The sequence below is a fragment of the Dongia soli genome (assembly GCF_034044715.1).
Lineage (GTDB): Bacteria > Pseudomonadota > Alphaproteobacteria > Dongiales > Dongiaceae > Dongia_B > Dongia_B soli.
In genome coordinates this window covers 85,316-103,366 of sequence record NZ_JAXCLW010000005.1, presented here as the reverse complement: position 1 = coordinate 103,366, position 18,051 = coordinate 85,316, and the positions used below count along the sequence as shown (strand labels likewise).

General features: G+C 62.2%; 18 protein-coding genes and 1 riboswitch. Of the genes, 9 read left to right on the top strand and 9 right to left on the bottom strand.

Features of this window, described 5'->3' with window-relative positions; all coding sequences use genetic code 11:
• Window positions 1–92: 92 nt before the first annotated feature.
• On the bottom strand, window positions 93–2,321 hold the full coding sequence (locus SMD27_RS17250) for a mechanosensitive ion channel family protein (protein WP_320509666.1): 2,229 nt from the start codon (window positions 2,319–2,321) through the stop codon (window positions 93–95).
• 171 nt (window positions 2,322–2,492) lie between these two features.
• On the opposite strand from SMD27_RS17250, the gene SMD27_RS17245 reads away from it, so the two are divergent.
• A complete protein-coding gene (locus SMD27_RS17245; RefSeq protein WP_320509665.1) occupies window positions 2,493–4,013 on the top strand; it encodes a malonate--CoA ligase in 1,521 nt (506 codons plus the stop codon).
• Between the two features lie 222 nt (window positions 4,014–4,235).
• The gene (locus tag SMD27_RS17240) at window positions 4,236–4,715 is read left to right on the top strand and encodes a metallophosphoesterase family protein (RefSeq protein WP_320509664.1); all 480 of its coding nucleotides are present in this window, start codon (window positions 4,236–4,238) and stop codon (window positions 4,713–4,715) included.
• A gap of 9 nt (window positions 4,716–4,724) precedes the next feature.
• Here SMD27_RS17240 and SMD27_RS17235 read toward each other — a convergent pair whose 3' ends face one another.
• On the bottom strand, window positions 4,725–5,333 hold the full coding sequence (locus SMD27_RS17235; RefSeq protein ID WP_320509663.1) for a DUF938 domain-containing protein: 609 nt from the start codon (window positions 5,331–5,333) through the stop codon (window positions 4,725–4,727).
• Between the two features lie 24 nt (window positions 5,334–5,357).
• Window positions 5,358–5,612 carry a hypothetical protein gene (locus tag SMD27_RS17230; RefSeq protein WP_320509662.1) on the bottom strand — a complete coding sequence of 85 codons (255 nt, stop codon included), beginning with the start codon at window positions 5,610–5,612 and terminating at the stop codon, window positions 5,358–5,360.
• 651 nt (window positions 5,613–6,263) lie between these two features.
• On the opposite strand from SMD27_RS17230, the gene SMD27_RS17225 reads away from it, so the two are divergent.
• Window positions 6,264–7,031, top strand: coding sequence for a DUF6796 family protein (locus SMD27_RS17225; protein ID WP_320509661.1), 768 nt, complete (start codon window positions 6,264–6,266; stop codon window positions 7,029–7,031).
• On the opposite strand, the gene SMD27_RS17220 is transcribed toward SMD27_RS17225, so the two are convergent.
• Entirely contained in the window at window positions 7,003–7,944 is a 942-nt protein-coding gene (locus SMD27_RS17220) for a GNAT family N-acetyltransferase (protein ID WP_320509660.1), read from the bottom strand. The two genes, SMD27_RS17225 and SMD27_RS17220, sit on opposite strands and share 29 nt — an antisense overlap.
• Window positions 7,945–8,166: 222 nt before the next feature.
• A riboswitch (cobalamin riboswitch) is annotated at window positions 8,167–8,381 on the top strand.
• Between the two features lie 63 nt (window positions 8,382–8,444).
• On the opposite strand from SMD27_RS17220, the gene SMD27_RS17215 reads away from it, so the two are divergent.
• From SMD27_RS17215 to SMD27_RS17200, 4 genes are read left to right on the top strand one after another with little or no spacing between them, the layout of a single operon-like run.
• Window positions 8,445–9,116, top strand: coding sequence for an energy-coupling factor ABC transporter permease (locus SMD27_RS17215; RefSeq protein ID WP_320509659.1), 672 nt, complete (start codon window positions 8,445–8,447; stop codon window positions 9,114–9,116).
• The gene (locus SMD27_RS17210) at window positions 9,116–9,457 is read left to right on the top strand and encodes an energy-coupling factor ABC transporter substrate-binding protein (RefSeq protein ID WP_379990119.1); all 342 of its coding nucleotides are present in this window, start codon (window positions 9,116–9,118) and stop codon (window positions 9,455–9,457) included. Before SMD27_RS17215 ends, SMD27_RS17210 begins: the two co-directional genes overlap by 1 nt.
• A complete protein-coding gene (gene cbiQ, locus SMD27_RS17205) occupies window positions 9,444–10,187 on the top strand; it encodes a cobalt ECF transporter T component CbiQ (RefSeq protein WP_320509658.1) in 744 nt (247 codons plus the stop codon). Before SMD27_RS17210 ends, cbiQ begins: the two co-directional genes overlap by 14 nt.
• Window positions 10,187–11,050 (top strand): energy-coupling factor ABC transporter ATP-binding protein, encoded by an 864-nt coding sequence (locus SMD27_RS17200; RefSeq protein WP_320509657.1) that lies wholly within the window; start codon window positions 10,187–10,189, stop codon window positions 11,048–11,050. Before cbiQ ends, SMD27_RS17200 begins: the two co-directional genes overlap by 1 nt.
• A 31-nt stretch (window positions 11,051–11,081) precedes the next feature.
• On the opposite strand, the gene SMD27_RS17195 is transcribed toward SMD27_RS17200, so the two are convergent.
• The 5 genes from SMD27_RS17195 to SMD27_RS17175 all read right to left on the bottom strand — a co-directional run bounded on the left by SMD27_RS17195 (window position 11,082) and on the right by SMD27_RS17175 (window position 14,837).
• A complete protein-coding gene (locus SMD27_RS17195; RefSeq protein ID WP_320509656.1) occupies window positions 11,082–11,648 on the bottom strand; it encodes a type 1 glutamine amidotransferase domain-containing protein in 567 nt (188 codons plus the stop codon).
• Window positions 11,649–11,683: 35 nt separating this feature from the next.
• Complete coding sequence (locus SMD27_RS17190; protein ID WP_320509655.1) at window positions 11,684–12,853, bottom strand: zinc-dependent alcohol dehydrogenase; 1,170 nt, start codon at window positions 12,851–12,853, stop codon at window positions 11,684–11,686.
• A 13-nt stretch (window positions 12,854–12,866) separates the two neighbouring features.
• The gene (locus tag SMD27_RS17185; RefSeq protein ID WP_320509654.1) at window positions 12,867–13,568 is read right to left on the bottom strand and encodes an SRPBCC family protein; all 702 of its coding nucleotides are present in this window, start codon (window positions 13,566–13,568) and stop codon (window positions 12,867–12,869) included.
• 250 nt (window positions 13,569–13,818) lie between these two features.
• Window positions 13,819–14,217 (bottom strand): group II truncated hemoglobin, encoded by a 399-nt coding sequence (locus SMD27_RS17180; protein ID WP_320509653.1) that lies wholly within the window; start codon window positions 14,215–14,217, stop codon window positions 13,819–13,821.
• Between the two features lie 173 nt (window positions 14,218–14,390).
• Window positions 14,391–14,837, bottom strand: a complete 447-nt coding sequence (locus SMD27_RS17175) for an Hsp20/alpha crystallin family protein (RefSeq protein ID WP_320509652.1) — start codon at window positions 14,835–14,837, stop codon at window positions 14,391–14,393.
• A gap of 431 nt (window positions 14,838–15,268) precedes the next feature.
• On the opposite strand from SMD27_RS17175, the gene groL reads away from it, so the two are divergent.
• Both groL and SMD27_RS17165 read left to right on the top strand, forming a co-directional pair.
• Window positions 15,269–16,918: a chaperonin GroEL gene (groL, locus tag SMD27_RS17170; RefSeq protein WP_320509651.1), complete on the top strand. Its 1,650-nt coding sequence runs from the start codon at window positions 15,269–15,271 to the stop codon at window positions 16,916–16,918.
• A 322-nt stretch (window positions 16,919–17,240) separates the two neighbouring features.
• Window positions 17,241–17,819, top strand: a complete 579-nt coding sequence (locus tag SMD27_RS17165) for an HPF/RaiA family ribosome-associated protein (RefSeq protein WP_320509650.1) — start codon at window positions 17,241–17,243, stop codon at window positions 17,817–17,819.
• The last annotated feature ends 232 nt before the right edge of the window (window positions 17,820–18,051 follow it).

The window sequence follows — 18,051 nt, the reverse complement described above, 5'->3', positions numbered from 1 at the left end:
CTTTCTCTGGTGAATAGTCTGGGAAAACAAACATTAAACTTGGATTAAATGCCGCCGCAATGCCCGCTGAGCCTCGCGCCGGTTTTAAGCACTTATTCCGGCACCGCAGATGGACGTGTGAGGCTGAAACTGGTTTGCGCCGCCGCCTGTTCGACGGCCGCTTTTTCGCCGGCTACCTGGACCGTCGGCTGGGCAAAGCGGATGTCATTGGCGGCAAAGGCCTTCTTGATCATGTCAAAGGCCCGGCGGCGGATCACGAATTGCTCTCCCGGCTTGGTCATCATCTTCATGCGGATCTGAATGGCGTAATCGCCGAATTGCTCGACGCCCTGCATTTTCAGGCTCTCAATGATATGCGGCGCAAGTTCCGGATCGTTCTTCAGCTCCTTGCCGATCTCCTTGATCAGCTTTTTCACCATGTCGAGATCGGTGTCATAGGGAACGCCAACAGTCAGTTTATCGATCACCCAGTCGCGGCTCATATTCTGGATCGCGCCGAGCACGCCGAAGGGCACGGTGTAGAGCGGTCCGCGATGATGCCGCAGCTTGACCGAGCGCAGGCTGAAGGATTCGACCGTGCCTTTATAGCTGCCGCTTTGGATATATTCGCCGACCCGGAAAGCATCGTCGAGCAGGTAGAACATGCCGCTGATGATATCCTTGACCAAGGTCTGGGCGCCGAAACCGATGGCCACGCCGACCACGCCGGCGCCGGCGATCAGCGGCCCGATCTCGATGCCGAGCGCCGAGAGCGCCGTCAGCACCGTAATGGTGGCGAGGCCGACGAACAGTATATTGCGCAGGATCGGCAGCAGGGTGCGGAGCCGCGCCTGGCGTCCTGCTTCATCACTGTTGCCCTGGCCGCGCTCCAGCGCCAGGTGCAGCCGAGAATCGATCAGCGCCTTCAGCATATGCCAGACGACATCGGCGATCAGCAGGATGACGACGGCATGGAGCACGCCGCGCAGAAGGCGGATCGCCATTGTATCCTGTGCCGCCAGCATGCTGAGATCGAAATCGAAAATATGGGCGATCAGGAAGGCGCCGCCGATCAGCAGCAGCGCCCGCAAGCCGCGTTCCAGCGAGACAGAGATCAGTGATGATGACGAAATCTCGGCTTCGGCTGTTCCGGTCGCACCAGCGCCGTTCTCACCTGCCGCGTCCTCACCGCTCCCGCCAGGGCTGGGGGGGCGCAGGACATGCTTTACGGCAAGCTGGTTGCAATGAATGACGATCGGCAGCAGCAATAGAATGAGGCCGACATAGAACAGGGCATAGCTGCCGGTCAGCAGCACCAGCCAGACCGCCACCATATAGGCGGAAAGCAGCCAGGTGCCGAAACGATGCAAGCGCGGCCGCCCATCCATGGCCGGACAGCGCCAGGCAACGAACAGGGCCAAAGCCAGCAGGCCGATGCCGCTCGCCAAGGCAATGACGTCGAGGGCGGGCCGGCTCATACCCAGGGTCTTGAGCAGGCCGAGCGAGAATTTGACGAAAAAGAAATAGCCGGTCAGGACTGCCGACCAGATGAACCAGAAATGTGCCGTCACCGTTGCCATCGGCAACAGACGAAACCGTTCTGCCCCCGGCGCCAGGATGATGCGGCCGAGGATCAGGACCAGCCGCACGATCAGGAAGAGCAGCAGATAAGCGAGCACGATCTCGCGCAGGAGCGGCGGCCAGTCGAACAGCAGGAAGGCGCCGACACTGCCCATCGCCACCGCAGCCAGCAGGCTCAGGCCATAGATCATCCGGATGCCGGCGATGCGCAGCCGGTCATGCACATTGCGCAATGGGGCGGCGATCACGCGTTTGCGAAAACTGGTCGTCAGCCACCAATGGATCCGCTCCACCCCCGCGCCCAGGGCGAGGAAGACGCCGAGCAGCAGGACAATGCTGAAGAGGCCATGTTCCTCGATATCGAAGGACAGAATGGTCCAGGCCTTGCGCATTTCCGCCGGTACGGCCGGAACCGCCGCCGCGGTCTGGCGAATGAAGGCCTGGATGGCATCGAGCCAGCTGGCCACCATATGCTGCGGCATGGCAGCCGGTATCGCCCCCATGCCGCCCCTTTCGGCGGTCTCGCCCGTCGCCGGCGCAGACCGAGCCGGGGATTGGCCCGGTGTCTGCGCCTGGCTGCGAAGCCAAGCCTGGATCGCCGGATCGCCCAGCAAATCGGTCAATTCGCGCAATTTCTCCGGGCTGGGACTTGCCGGATTGGCATTTCCCGCGCTTGAACTGCCGGGCGCCGGCGACTGGGCTAAAACAGGCCCGGCGGCGAGCAGGCCCGCGATGAGGAGGAAAAACAACAAGTAACGCATTTGACTCCCCCGCCCTTTGTGTGCCGGTGCCGATTCGGCCGTCCCCAGCATAGCATTGCAAGACCCGATTTGCCTGGGAGCGGGTTGCGGTCGCCGGCGAAAATCTCCATGCCGGCGCCCGCAACATCTGCTACCTCTGATGCCCTATTCGTAACGATTCCCGTCCGCATCATGAGCCAGAACCTCTTCACCTCCCTCAGCCGGCATTTTCCCGCTTTGGCGAAAACCTGCATCGAACGGCCCGGCGGCGGCCGGCTGACCTATGGCGACCTGATCGCGGAAAGCGCCCAACTGGCCCATGTGCTGCGCCACAAGGGTGTGCAGCCCGGCGACCGCGTGGCGGTCCAGGTGGAGAAGAGCGTCGAAGCGATCCTGCTCTATCTGGCGACCATCCGCCTCGGCGCCATCTTCCTGCCGCTCAACACCGCCTATACCGCCGCCGAACTGGACTATTTCATCGGCGATGCCGAACCGGTCATGGTGGTCTGCGATCCGCGCCGGGCCGGCGAGATCGGCGCGCTGACGGCGAAACACGGAACCAAGCAGTTGGAGACCATGGCGGCGGATGGCAGCGGCAGCCTGACCACGTCAATGCGCCAGGTGACAGCCAAGGAATTTATCGATGCCGCCAACGGACCGGACGATATCGCCGCCATCCTCTATACCTCCGGCACGACCGGCCGTTCCAAGGGCGCGATGCTGTCGCATGACAATCTGTTCTCCAATGCGGCGACCTTGAAGGATTACTGGCGCTTCAGCGGTGATGACGTGCTGCTGCACGCCTTGCCGATCTTCCATACCCATGGCCTCTTCGTCGCCACCAATGTCATCCTCGCCGCCGGGGCTTCGATGATCTTCCTGCCGCGTTTCGATGCCGATGAGATCATGCGGCTGATGCCGCGCGCGACCACCTTGATGGGTGTCCCGACCTTCTATGTGCGGCTATTGCAGCATCCCGGCCTCAACCGCCAGGCGACACGGCATATGCGCCTCTTCATCTCCGGCTCGGCGCCGCTCCTGAGCGAGACGCATCACCAGTTCCAGGCCCGCACCGGCCATGCCATCCTGGAGCGCTACGGCATGACCGAAACCAATATGAACACCTCCAACCCTTATGATGGCGAGCGCATCGCCGGCACGGTCGGCTTCCCCTTGCCCGGCATCGAGATCCGCGTCACCGAGCCGGAGACCGGCAGATTGATCGGCCGGGACGAGATCGGCATGCTGGAGATCAAGGGGCCGAATGTCTTCAAGGGCTATTGGCGCAATCCGGAAAAAACCAAGGCCGAATTCCGCGCCGACGGCTTCTTCATCACCGGCGATCTCGGCAAGATCGATGCACGCGGCTATGTGCATATCATCGGCCGCGGCAAGGACCTGATCATCAGCGGCGGCTACAACGTCTATCCCAAGGAAGTCGAGACCGAAATCGACCTCTTGCCGGGCGTGGTTGAAAGTGCTGTCATCGGTGTGCCCCACGCCGATTTCGGTGAAGCGGTCGTGGCGGTGGTCGTGCTTGAGAAAGGCGCGCAGATGAGCGCCGCCACCGTCTCCTCGGCGCTTGCCACGCGGCTTGCCAAATACAAGCAGCCGAAACACATCGCCTTCCTCGAAGACCTGCCGCGCAACACCATGGGCAAGGTGCAGAAGAACATCCTGCGTGACAGCTACAAGGATCTGTTTCGCAATTAGCTTGCCGTTCGTCCGTTGCAACTATGGACCCTCAAGTCCGAGGGTGACAAGCCAGAGTGGCATTAAGTCCTGTGATGATCGGCAACATCGCCAAAAGTTTTCGCACGGCAGTCACAGCAAGCAAGGTTGTCACCCTCGGACTTGATCCGAGGGTCCACGGCAGAGGCCGGACGCGATCCCGCGGCGCTGGACTCACCACAAAACCGCCTGCAAGATGAAGGCATGACGTCATCGCGCATCACCAGGATCGGCCTGATCTCCGATACGCACGGCTTGTTGCGGCCCGAGGCACGCGCCGCACTGGAAGACAGCGACCGCATCATTCATGCGGGAGACATCGGCGATGCCACAATTCTCAGTGATCTCGCGCGGATTGCACCGGTGACGGCGATCCGCGGCAATAACGATATGGCGCCCTGGGCCAGCTCCCTGCACGATACCGAGACGCTGACGATCGGCGGCATTACCATCTTCGTCATTCACAATGTCGCCGATCTCAAACAGATGCCGCCGCCGGCCGGCTGCCGCGTCATCATCTCCGGCCATTCCCACAAGCCGCTCTGTCGTGAAGAGAACGGTGTGCTCTTCATCAATCCGGGCAGTGCCGGGCCACGACGCTTCAAGCTGCCGATCGCCGTCGGCAAATTGCGCATCGACGGCGGCCAGGTTGCCGCGGAACTGATCGAGCTCTCGATCGCCTAGCGCGCCGCGTCAACCGTCATGGCGAAACACCAAACTGAGATTATTGGCCGGCATCTCGGTCACGGTCGGTGCGGAAAAGCCCGCCGCCGCCGCCAGGGCGGCCACCGCTTCCAGGTCGCGCACCCCCCAGCGCGGATCGCGCGCCTTGAGGTTCGCATCGAAATCCTCATTGCTGGCCGCCGTATGCCGGCCCCCGCGCTTATAGGGGCCATAAAGATAAAGCGGCGCACCCGCCGGCAGGCACGCGGCGGCGTTGCGCATCAGGCCTTCCGTGGCCTCCCAGGGGGAAATGTGAATCATATTGATGCACAGGACCGCGCCCAGGTCTTCGACCGGCCAGGACGCGGCCGCGGCATCGAGCGTGAGTGCCGGGCGGATATTGGCGAGACCCGCCGACTGGCGCCAGGCATCGATGCTCTGCACCGCCTCGGTGATCGGATCGGAAGGCTGGAAGTCGAGATGCGGCAGCGCCTCGGCGAAATGCACGATATGCTCACCCGACCCGCTGGCGATTTCCAGGACAAGGCCGCGCGGCGGCAGGATCTGGCGCAGCACCGCCAGGATCGGATCGCGGTTGCGGGCAGTGGCGGGATAGTGGAGGCGCTGGTCGTTCATCATGCTGGTGGGGAAATCGGCGAGCGCTCAGTCGGCCAGCATGGCCAGGGCGCCCTGGCGCTCGGCATGTTTCAACTTGAGGAACAGCGCGCGGGCCCGCTTGATATCCGCCGGGGCGCCCGTTTCCGCCGCTTTCGCCAGCGCAACGGTGCAAGCATGCCTGGGACCGCAGATAAAGCCCACGGCTTTGGCTAATCGCCCCATCAGGGCCGGATCTAAGGTGACATCTTCCATGTGCCGAGCATAACGGATGATCGCGCCGAGGCAAGCGGGCCCTTTCAAGCTGTATACCGGACCAGCCGCATCTTGACTCCATTCCTGAATTGCGAGTAATTCTCATTGTCATATCGCCTACCGCCTGCCTCGCCCTCATCATCTGCATATGGGGCTGTCAAGGCGGCTTCGACCATGCAGACGCCGGCCCGTGCGGCTCGGCACTGCCTTCAATAGTCGGCTCGGTGAGAAGACAACGGCGAGGCCGGCATGGTCGGTCCGTGTTGGATCGACGATCTCATCCTGGTCAGTAACGCTCTTGTCGCAGGTCAACATCCTGGCGCCAGCATCCTGATCGGCGGTTGGGCGATGGCTGTGATTGATATCACCGCGATTTCGGCGCCCTTGCCCTCGTCATTGTCGCCCGCGCCATGCGCCGGCGCATCATGCGCGGCTCACCGAACAGTGTGTGGACCACGGCGAGGGTTCGCAGCTAATGACAATTTGGCGACGCTACAGGCAGCGGGTGACAAAGCTGTCTCCTGCATGCACACTGCGTCAGCTTTATCGATTGTCGATGCCGCGCGGGGACGGGCAGTAACGTGCACGGCATGACAGTCGACGTCAGCAAGCCTGTGGCTTTGCTGCGTAGTATCTGTCGCCCTCGGACCTGGTCTATGGGACCGTGCAACGACAGAATCGATCACCACAGCGAGACACATGATGCCCGTCACCGATATGCAACGACATTTCCTCCGGTTTACCGGTATTGCCGGCATTATCGGCGCTATCTGCTGGATCATCGGCGATATGCTGATTGTCGGCAGCCATGCCACGCCCGACGAATATCCGCTGCTGCTCCAACGTTATGCCGGGGCGATCGATTTCGGCGGCTTGTCAAGTATGCTGCCGGCTTCCGAACCGCGTTTGGCGGCCGGCGCGCTGATCGCCAATTTCGCCATTCCCTTTTACCTTGCCGCCTCCTGTCACCTTTATGTGGTGGCGCGGCCGGCGGGCCGGGTGCTGGCCACGCTGGTCTTCCTGCTGATGCTCTGCGGCAATGCCTATTCGCCGCTGGCGCATGGCGCCTTCTATTTCGTCGGCATGGTCTATAAGGCGATGCTGAATGTGCCACAAGAAGCCTATCCGGCCTTCCTGGAGCTGGGGCAGCAATTCAACAGGGTCCTGCTGATCGCCTATCTGGCAGCAGACATCCTGCTGTTCTGCGGCATGGCGCTGCTCGCCGTCATAACGGCGCGCGGCTATAGCCTCTATCCGCGCTGGTTCGCCGCCATCATCAACCCGGTCACCTTGCTGCTCGTCGCCCATGTCCTGCCCCACCTCGCGCCTCATCCGGTGTGCAGCTGGCTCAACGGCGCCGGCATCAACATCGCCTTCCTGCTCGCTTATGGATTGTCGACATTTTATCTGTGGAAAGAACGCGGCGTGCAAAGAGCCTTCACGATTCCGCCGTCGGTGGCAGCATGAAGGGCGTGCCCTCGATCGCGAAGGGGCCGCGCACCATCAGGATGACATTGTCGTCGGTCTTATAGGGTGCTGCCGTCAGATTGCCGACGAGGCGGTCGGGCGGAAAGAGAATCTTGATCTCCGTCATCTCGCTGAGTTCAAGTGCCGCGGCAATCGACGCCATCGGCGGAATGCGCGGGGCGACGATATCGAGCAGCCTTGTCGTCCGATCGCGCTGTTCCCAGACGATCAATGCCTGTTCCGCCGGCAGGAAGCTGAGATGCCAGTCGCGCCGGGCCAGCAGATTGGCGAGAAAGATCGCATGATCATCGCAGAGGCCGAAATGATCCGAGACCGGTCGGCGCCGGTTGAAGAGACCGAGGATCGTCGCACGGTCCTCTTCCCGGCCGATATCCAGCCGTTCGATCCGCAGATCCCCCGCATCACCGGCCGCGACATGGAGCTGGCCGCGGAAATAATGCTCGGTCAGCGGCCGGAAGCCGAAGGGCATATAGAGATCCGGACTGACGGTATAAAGCATCTGGCATTCATAATGGCGATCGGCCTCCGCCAGCATGCGCCGCATCAGGTCGCCGAACAGGCCGCGCCGTCGATAGGCGGGCCGGGTGGCGACCGACTGGATCTGCCCCACCTCCACCCGGCGCCCACCGATCATCATCGGCATCGGCCGCAGCGAGACATTGGCCGCCATGGCCTCGCCGTCGAGATAGGAGAAGGCCCGGTAATCCGGCGGCCAGATATTCAAGGCGCTGAAGGGACCGAGATCGATGCCGAAAATCTCCTGCAGCAGCTCGACCCAGGCCACCCGCTTGGCCGGGTCGGTCAGATCGTCGCAGCGATAGGTGAGGCCCGGATAAGGATGCATGCGCGACAATAACTCAACCACAGCCGGCAGGAAACGCCTCCATGCCACCAACTCTGCCGGCGATGGTCATCGCAGAGCACTAAAAACAAACAAGGTCGTCATCCTCGGGCTTGACCTCAGGATCCATGGGCGAGGCCAAGCGCGGTTGTTACCATGAACCGCAGATCAAGTCCGAGGTGACAACCGGGGCTGATCGGCGCCCTGAGAGACCGGTAAAAAACGGCGAAGGATTTCGCCCTGCCGAGCTTGACACCGCAAGGGTGCCTGAGCATGATCCGCCCCGCTGATGGTTCCCCGACGGCTGAAGTCCAGGGGATTAATAGGGAACACGGTGCGGACGACCCAAAAGGGGCCAAGACCGTGGCTGCCCCCGCAACTGTAAGCGGATAGCCGAGCATCCAAGCGTACCACTGGCGCGAGCCGGGAAGGTCGATGCAAGGCGATAACCCGCGAGCCAGGAGACCTGCCATCGGACGCATCGGCGCCGGCCTTCCACCCCGGAGGCATATGCCTCGATGCGCGATAGAGGGACATGCATCGGAGGGATCATGCATATTATGGAAGGCTATCTGCCGGCCAGTCACTGCATCGGCTGGGCTGCCGCATCCGCACCATTTGTCATTCTCGGCCTGCGCCGCATCGCCCGTGTGGTGCGCGAACATCCGCAGGTGAAGATGCTGCTCGCCGCCTCCGGCGCCTATGTCTTCGTCCTGTCGGCGCTGAAACTGCCATCGGTGACCGGCAGCTGCTCGCATCCGACCGGCACCGGCCTTGCCGCCTCGCTGTTCGGCCCGACCGTCACCACCGTGCTTTCGGCGATCGTGCTGCTGTTCCAGGCGCTGCTGCTGGCTCATGGCGGCCTGACCACGCTCGGCGCCAATATCTTCTCCATGGGCATCGTCGGCCCCTTCGTCGCTTACGGCCTCTATCGCGGCATCCAGGCGATCGGCCTCGGCACCACCATCGCGATCTTCACCGCCGCCACTTTGGGTGATCTTGCCACTTATGTGACGACCTCCTTCCAGCTCGCCATCGCCTTCCCTGATCCGGCAAGCGGCATCATCGGCGCTGCCGCGAAATTCCTCGGCATCTTCGCCGTGACCCAGGTGCCGCTGGCGATCAGCGAAGGCCTGCTGACTGTGGTGGTGTGGAACCTGCTGTCGAAATACAGCAATGGCGAATTGGCGGTCCTCAGCAATATTTCCCGGAAGGCCGCGTGATGATGAAGCGCAATCTCTGGCTGCTCGCCGCCGTCATCGCGCTGGCCGTTGTACCGCTGCTGATCCACGGCAAGGATGCGGAATTCGCCGGTTCCGACAACCAGGCGGAACAAGCGATCACTGCGCTCGATCCCAGTTACAAGCCTTGGGCGGCGCCGCTTTGGGAACCACCGAGCAGCGAGATCGAAAGCCTGCTCTTCGCCTTGCAGGCGGCGATCGGCGCCGGCTTGCTCGGCTATTATTTCGGCCGCCGCCGGGGCTTGGCCGAAGCAGGGGGCTTGGCCGAAGAAGGAAGTCCGGCCAAAGCTGCCAGCAATCCGCAGGATCATGCGGCTCATTGATCGCAACGCCCAGACCAATCGCTGGCGCCGCCTTCCCGCTTTGGAAAAGGCAGCGCTGGCAATCGGCATGATGACCGCCGCCTTGTGCAGTCCGGGCTGGATGGCGCAGGGCGTCGTTCTTGTGAGCTGCGCCGCGCTCTTGCTTTGGGGCGCCCGTATCTCGTGCCGCGACATCCTGCGCAGCGCCAGCGTGCCGGCCGGGTTCATCGCCCTCAGCAGCCTGGCGCAGGTCGTGACCCTGCAGCTCAATAGCGCCTGGCCGGTTCTTGGTCTTTCCGAAGCGGCCCTGCTGCCGGCCGGCTTCATCGCCTTGCGCAGCCTCGCTTGTGTCGCCGCCCTGCTCTTTCTTGCTTTGACCACGCCGCTGACCGACATCCTGCGCTTGCTGCGCCGGGCCGGCATCGGTCCCGAAGCCAGCGATATCGCCCTCATGATGTTCCGCTTCATCTGGCTGACGCTGGATTGCGTCGAAAGCTCCTCGCGATCCCAGGCCAACCGCCTTGGCTATGATGGCTATCGCCGCAGCCTGCGCTCGCTCGGCCTGCTGCTCGCCGCCTTGTTGCCGCGCGTGCTCAACCGGGCTCAGCGCGTGGAAGCCGGTCTGGCGGCGCGCGGCTATGATGGCGAATTGCGCTTCATCGATCTTGAGGAAAAATTATCGCTGGTGCGCCTTGCTGGGACAGCCGCCCTTATCACCACCATCGCCATGATCGGTCGGGTCGGTTACTGATGCTGGAAATCGTTGCGGCCGATTACAGCTATCCCGGCGGGATCGCCGCGGTCTCCGGCATCGGCCTCGCGCTGCAGCCGGGCGAAAAAGTCGCGATCCTGGGCCCGAACGGCGCCGGCAAGACCACGCTCCTCACCTTGCTCAACGGCACGATCCGGCCGGATCGCGGCAGCGTGCGGCTGGATGGACAAGAGATCCGCTACGACAAAGCGGGATTGCGCCATCTGCGCCGGCAGGTCGGCCTGGTGCTGCAGGATCCCGACGACCAGCTTTTCGCCGCCAGCGTCTTCGAGGATGTTTCCTTCGGGCCGCTCAATCTCGGCCTCGCGCCGAACGCGGCGCGCGGCCAGGTCGATGCTGCTTTGGCGGCGATGCGTATCGAGGATCTGCGCGACCGGCCGACCCATATGCTGAGCTTCGGCCAGCGCAAGCGTGTCGCCATTGCCGGCATCGTCGCCATGCAGCCGCGTTATCTGCTGCTGGACGAACCCAGTGCCGGGCTTGATCCGTTCAGCGTCAGTCACCTGATGGCGGCGCTGCGGCGCATTGCCGGCCAGGAGACGGCGATCCTGCTCACCACCCATGACATCGACATGGCCTATGGCTGGGCCGACCGCATCGTCATCTTCGGGGAAGGCCGCATCGCCTGCGACGGCGCGCCGGAGGATATCTTTGCTGATCGGGCCCTGCTGCACCGCCTGCATATGCGCCCACCGCTCATCTGGGAGATCGCCCAGGCGATGCGTGCCGCCGGCATGCTGCCCGCAACCGGTCCCCTGCCCCGGACCCGACGCGATCTCCTCCAGCTCATCGGCCACGAGACAGCGACGATGGACAGGATCGCGGCGGATCTCTCCGTCTAGTGTTAGATGAGCGATGAGTCGAGGCTGCGGTTCAAGCAAAAGCGTCCTGGCCTTGAGCGCGTACTTTGCTGAGCAGGGAAATCAACTCACGGGTGAAAGCGGGGATGTCATCGGGTTTGCGGCTGGTGAGCAGACGCTGGTCCAGCACCGTTTCCTGATCGACCCAATCGGCGCCGGCATTGCGCAGATCGACTTCGAGCGAGGGCCATGATGTCAGGCGCCGGCCCTGCACCGCACCGGCATTGATCAGGGTCCAGGGGCCGTGACAGATCGCGGCCACGGGCTTGCCATCCTTGAAGAAGGCTTTGACGAAGGCGACCGCCTTCACATCCATCCGCAGCGCATCGGGATTGAGCACACCGCCAGGCAAGAGGAGCGCGCTGAACTCCTCGGCCCTGGCCTCGCTGAGCGGGATATCGACGGGCACGCTGTCGCCCCATTCAGTGAAGCGCCAGGCCCGCACCTGGTCGTCCTTGGGCGATACCACCGAGGTCTCGGCGCCGGCCGCATCCAGCGCCTTCCGCGGTTCGGTCAATTCGACTTCCTCGAAGCCATCGGTGACGAGAATGGCGACTTTCAATCCGGTGACATCGGACATGTGGTTGCTCCTTCAATCTTGGTTAGGATGCGATGTCAGGGCGTGAAGACCACCCGCACGCAGCCATCCTGTTTGTGCTTGAAAAGGCCATAGCCTTTCGGACTGTCTTCCAGGGACATGCGATGCGTCGCCAGGAAGGACGGATCGAGCTCACCTTTCTGCACATGGTCCAGGAGACGCGGCAGATAGGCTTGGCCATGCTGTTGCGCGGTGCGCAAGGTCAGCCCCTTGTTCACGATGACGCCCATGGGGAATTTGTCGATCAGCCCATAGACGCCGAGCACCGAGAGGGTGCCGCCTTTGCGGCAGGCCATGATCGCCTCGCGCAAAGCCTGGCCGCGATCGCTTTCCAGGCCCAGCGTCTGCTTGACCCGGTCATAGGCATATTGCGGGCCCGTGCCGTGGGCCTCCATGCCGACCGCATCGATGCAGGCATCGGGCCCGCGCCCCTCGGTCATCTCCTTCAGCACGTCGAGAACGCTGTCCACCGCGGTATAGTCGATGGTTTCCGAGCCTACATGCTGGCGCGCCATCTCCAGGCGCTCGGGGAAGCGGTCGATGCCGATCACCCGTTCCGCCCCCATCAGGAAGGCGCTTTTCTGCGCCATCAGCCCGACGCCGCCGCAGCCCCAGACGGCCACGACATCGCCGGGATGGATGTTGCAGAAATCGGCGCCCATATAGCCGGTCGGCACGGCATCGGACAAGAACACGGCCTGCTCGTCGCCAACGCCGTCGGGCAGCTTGAAGCAGTCGACATCCGCATGGGGCACGCGGATGTATTCGGCATGGCTGCCGGCATAGCCACCAAAGGCGTGGGTGTAGCCATAGATGCCCGCAGTGGGATAGCCGAAGAACGGCTCCTGCAGTTCCGGCTTCGGATGGGTGCAGTCGCAAAGCGAGAAGAGCTTCTGCTGGCAATACCAGCACTGGCCGCAGGAAATGAAGGATGGGACCACGACGCGGTCGCCCTTTGCGACATTGGTGACCTCCGAACCGGCATCGACGATCTCGCCCATGAATTCGTGGCCGATAACATCGCCCACTTGCATGGTCGGCAAGTAGCCGTTGATGAAATGCAGGTCCGAACCGCAAGTCGTGGTCTTGCGGACCTTCACGATCACATCATGAGGATTGACGATCTGCGGGTCCCTGACCGTCTCGACGCGCAGGTCGTTGACACCGTTCCAGCAAAGTGCGCGCATGTATGCCTCCTCCTCAATAGTCGCGCCGGTCAGGATCCCGCCGGGCTGACGGCTGGCGATCGGTGGTCGGGACTTCGCCGGTAAGGACGAGGCTCTTGAAGTAATGGAGCATCTTCGACGCGATCTCCGCGGGGATGACGTTATGCATGATCTTTGCTGCCGCCCGGCCCAGCACGCCGCCCGGCGGGTTCAGCCGCATATGCACTGTGACGACGCTGCCCTGCTTGCCTTTTGCCGGGCGGAAACGGACCGAGCTTTCCTGCAGCGGCGCGGAAGCCTCTTCCGCCTCCCATCGCATCAGCTCGTCGGGGCGATCCTCGACCTGGCGCATATACCATTCGCCGAGCGGCGCCGGCGCCGACCAGCGGGCGCGACCGTCGCCGAGGCTTTCGACTTCGGCGAAATGGCCGATGATCTTCTGGAAATTCTGTGGGTCGCGCCAGCGACGATAAAGCTCATCCACGCTTTTCTCGATCGTCAGCGATCGCTCCACCTCCGGTCCGTGGGCGGAGGCCCCAGCCGTCGCGCCACTCATCCCACCGACCCGCATCTTGGAGCTACGCCTGAGCGCCTGGACCCCGATCACCCCCAGCGCCGCCGCGCCGGCCAGGGCGACCGCGATGCCCACGTTGCCAAGGCCCTTGCCCCTGTTCCCGGCCTGGGTAGAGCCGCGCCGCCGATCCTGTCGGGGCGAAGATTCCCTTGCATAGCCCATTCTTATCTCCTCAGCGGCTCGATGCGGTTGTGTGAGGCGTGACACTGCGCCCGAGTGTCCTGCGGACGCATCAGCAGGACATGATCGGCACTTGGTTCGAACGCAGGGCACAGTAGAAGCTTGGTCGCGCAAGGCCCGTCCGCTTCAAAAAAAAAGAGAACAGGCCAACTGTCCGGTTCATCCGCCAGACATAAGCGCCAACATACGGGCGTGATGATTGTTCCGGCGGGGCGCCGGAATCAGGAGATAATCAAGGACGATTCTTCAGCATTGCCGTCACGCGGCGGAAATGCCCCATCAGCCGCTCTTTGACATCCGCAGCGATGCCGACCCGGTCGATCGCCATCGCCATGCAGGTCAACCAGGCGTCATGCGCCTCGCTGCCGATTTCAACATGGGCATGCATCTCGCGCACATCAGAATGGCCATGCCTCTCGACATAGAGGCGCGGACCGCCGAGAAAACCGGAGAGGAAATTGAATTGTTCGACACGGGAATGGGCGACACCATTGCCGCGCAGATGCAACAGCAGCAGCACATGGCCCGCCGGCTCTTTTTCCACGATGTCGTAGAAGGTCTCGACCAGCCGATTCACGCCTTCGGCGCCGCCCACCAGATCGTAAAGCGAGGTTTTCGCTGAGACCGTCATTTTCCCTTTCCCACCGATTCCCCGGTATGCGATGGCATGGTGAATTCCTGTTCGTCGAACTACTGCACCGGGAGCGGAGCGTAGCAGATCAAAAGCGGCACCGGAAATGCCTTTTTTCGTCGAAAAGGAGGCCGCGCCCTGGAGAGCGCGGCCGCCGTTGCACTTGCCGATTATTATTTGCCGATCGGAATACGCTTCGTCGTGCTCTGCGCTTCGGGCCGCTTGGCGAAGGTAACCGTCAGAATACCGTTCTTGAAAGCCGCCGTGGCCTTTTCCGGATCGATATCGGGGCTGAGCTGGATGGTGCGCTGGAACTGGCCATGCCAGCGTTCGCTGTAGAGCGCGCCTTCGCTTTCCGATTTCCGGTCGCCCTTCAGCGTCAGCGCATTCTGCTGCAGGCTGAGTTCGACATCCTTCTCTTCCATTCCCGGCAATTCGGCGACGATGGTCACCTCCTTGTCGGTTTCCCGCATCTCGACCTGCGGCCAGCCCCCCGCCCAGCCGCGACGGCCGATGGCAGGAAAATCGACGTCGCGGAAGAAGTCGTCGAACAGCCGGTTCATTTCGCGGTGCAGGGAGAAGAACGGGCTGCCGTCGTCGCCATAATTGCGCGCAGGCATGTTGCGATCGCTACGACCCCATGGAATGAGATTTCGCATCCTGGACCTCCATTCGTCAGACCTTGTGCAATGAAGGGGATGGTGCCAGCACGCCCGGCGGTTGGGCGTTTCTTTGGCCGCCATCCAATATCGTCGATTTAGGTGATCGCGGCGCGTCGTCAAGTCGGCTGAAACGAAGCGAGCCGGTCTCGCCAATACAGGAGCGCGCGCGCTGAATAGGGACGCGCAGCAGCGCCGCCGGCCGGAATTCCGCCGCCGGGGAGCTATTTATATTCTAGCACTCCGGGCTGCGGAGTGCCAAAATTTTCAAGCGATGCACTTGCTCTGGGCAACGGAACCGCCCATTTCAGCGCCGTCTGGCGCAGGCGCTCCCCGCCTTCCGCATCAGCAAAACCATTCTGACGTCCTATTGTGAAAGCAAGGAGATAAAGATGGCTGCGAAAGACGTGAAATTCTCCACCGAAGCGCGCGACAAGATGCTGCGCGGTGTCGATATCCTCGCCAATGCGGTGAAGGTGACGCTCGGACCCAAGGGCCGCAATGTCGTGATCGACAAAGCCTTCGGTGCGCCGCGCATCACCAAAGACGGCGTCACGGTGGCCAAGGAAATCGAACTGGCCGACAAGTTCGAGAATATGGGCGCACAGATGGTGCGCGAGGTCGCGTCGAAAACCAGCGATATCGCCGGCGACGGCACGACCACGGCAACGGTGCTAGCGCAATCCATCGTCAAGGAAGGGGCGAAATCCGTCGCCGCCGGCATGAATCCGATGGATCTGAAGCGTGGCATCGACCTCGCCGTGGAAGCGGTGGTCAACGACATCAAGTCCCATGCGAAAAAAGTGACGTCGAATGACGAGATCGCCCAGGTGGCCACCATCTCGGCCAATGGCGACCAGGAGATCGGCCGCTTCCTCGCCCAGGCCATGCAGAAGGTCGGCAATGAAGGGGTGATCACCGTCGAGGAAGCGAAGTCGCTGGAGACCGAGCTCGACATCGTCGAGGGCATGCAATTCGATCGCGGTTATATCTCCCCCTATTTCATCACCAATCCCGACAAGATGCGGGTGGAATTGGAAGAACCTTATATCCTGATCCACGAAAAGAAACTCTCCGGCCTGCAGGCCATGTTGCCGCTGCTGGAATCGGTGGTGCAAACGGGCAAGCCCTTGCTGGTCATCGCCGAGGATGTCGAGGGAGAAGCCTTGGCGACGCTCGTCGTCAACAAATTGCGCGGCGGGTTGAAGGTGGCGGCAGTGAAGGCACCGGGCTTCGGCGACCGCCGCAAGGCGATGCTTGAAGACATCGCCATTCTCTCGGGCGGGCAGATGATTTCCGAAGATATCGGCATCAAGCTCGAGAATGTCACCATCGAGATGCTGGGCCGAGCGAAGAAGATCGTCATCGACAAGGAGAGCACCACCATCGTCGACGGCGCCGGCAAGAAGAAGGAGATCGACGGGCGCTGCGCCCAGATCCGCGCTCAGATCGAGGAGACGACTTCGGATTACGACCGCGAAAAATTGCAGGAGCGTCTGGCGAAACTTGCCGGCGGCGTTGCGGTCATCAGGGTGGGCGGCGCAACCGAGATCGAAGTGAAGGAACGCAAGGACCGCGTCGATGACGCCTTGCATGCAACACGCGCCGCCGTCGAGGAAGGGGTTCTGCCGGGCGGCGGCGTGCCCCTGCTGCGGGCCAGCAAAGTGCTGGAAAACCTGAAGCCCGCCAATGCCGACCAGAAGGCCGGCATCGAGATCGTGCGCCGCGCGCTGCAGATGCCGGCTCGTCAGATCGCCATGAATGCCGGCGAGGACGGCTCGCTGATCGTCGGCAAATTGCTAGAAGAATCCAGATACAATATCGGTTTCAACGCCGCCACCGGTGCGTATCAGGATCTGGTCAATGCCGGTGTCATCGATCCCGCCAAGGTTGTTCGCACGGCTTTGCAAGATGCAGCATCGGTGGCTGGCCTGTTGATCACCACCGAGGCGATGGTCGCCGAACGGCCGGAGAAAAAGCCCGCTTCCGGAGGCGCGCCGGGAATGGATGGCATGGGCGGCATGGGTGACATGGGCTTCTAGGGCAGTATGGGATTTTGCCTGAAGGGAGACTTACCCGCAGCAAAGGTCCGATTGTCATCACAATTGTGATATCCCTCTACCGTCATATGCAGGGCAAGCGGTATCGCGGGCCGGTTCTCGCCGGCTCGCGATACTGAACAACCGACACGCGACAGTGTTGCGCCTCAGCCTCTGTTGTCGTCCTTTGGTGGAACTTCCACGCTGGTCATCCTGTTCGAGAGAAGATAGGCTTGTGCCTGACGCGCCTGTCTGGCCGCGCAATGGAAGAGGGATGCGGCAAGCGGGGACGCGCCGATTTTTGACCTGCGTGTGAGGAATGCCGATGGAAAAACCCCTGCAGATCGCTTTTAAAAACCTCGACAATTCGCCGCATCTGGAAACGCTCATCCGCGACCGCGTGGATCGCTTGGAGCGCTTCTTTCCACGTTTGATCGGCTGCCGGGTTGTGGTTGAATTAAGGAACAAGAGTTCGAATGCCAAATCGCCATTGGGTATTTCCATCGAACTGGACGTACCGGGGCGCCCGACCATCGTCGCCAAGAAATCCGATGAACGGCGTGATGCCAAGGGCGATTCCCTTGCTGTCGTCAACCAGGCCTTCGATGCGGCACAGCGACAGCTTGAGGATGTCTCTCGCGTCATTGCCCGCGACGTGAAGCAGCATGAGGGTGCGGGCGAAACCGGCTGCATCCGCGAGATCATGCCGTTGGAGGATTACGGCTTCATCGAAATCCGCGAAGGCGATAGCCTCTACTTTACCCGCAACGCCGTTATTGACGGCCGCTTCGACGATATCAAGCCCGGCATGATGGTGCATGTGACCCGCGCCACCACCGAAGGCCCGATGGGTCCCCAGGCCAGCTCCGTTCGTTTGCAAAGTGCGCCGCAAAGCATGCCGTAAAGCATGTGCTCCGACATCGTCTCCGGCCTCGACCATGGACACTCGGATCAAGTCTGCGGGTGACAACCTTGTTTTTCCTGGACGCGCTGCGATGGCTGCGACCGCCGCTTTCGAGAGATTCGCACAAAAGCAATCCGCAACGCGGTTGTCACCCCAGGGGCTTGACCCGAGGGTTCCATGGCGGCGGCTGATGACTGTTGCCGGTTACACCAGGTTTCGTCATCCCCATCCC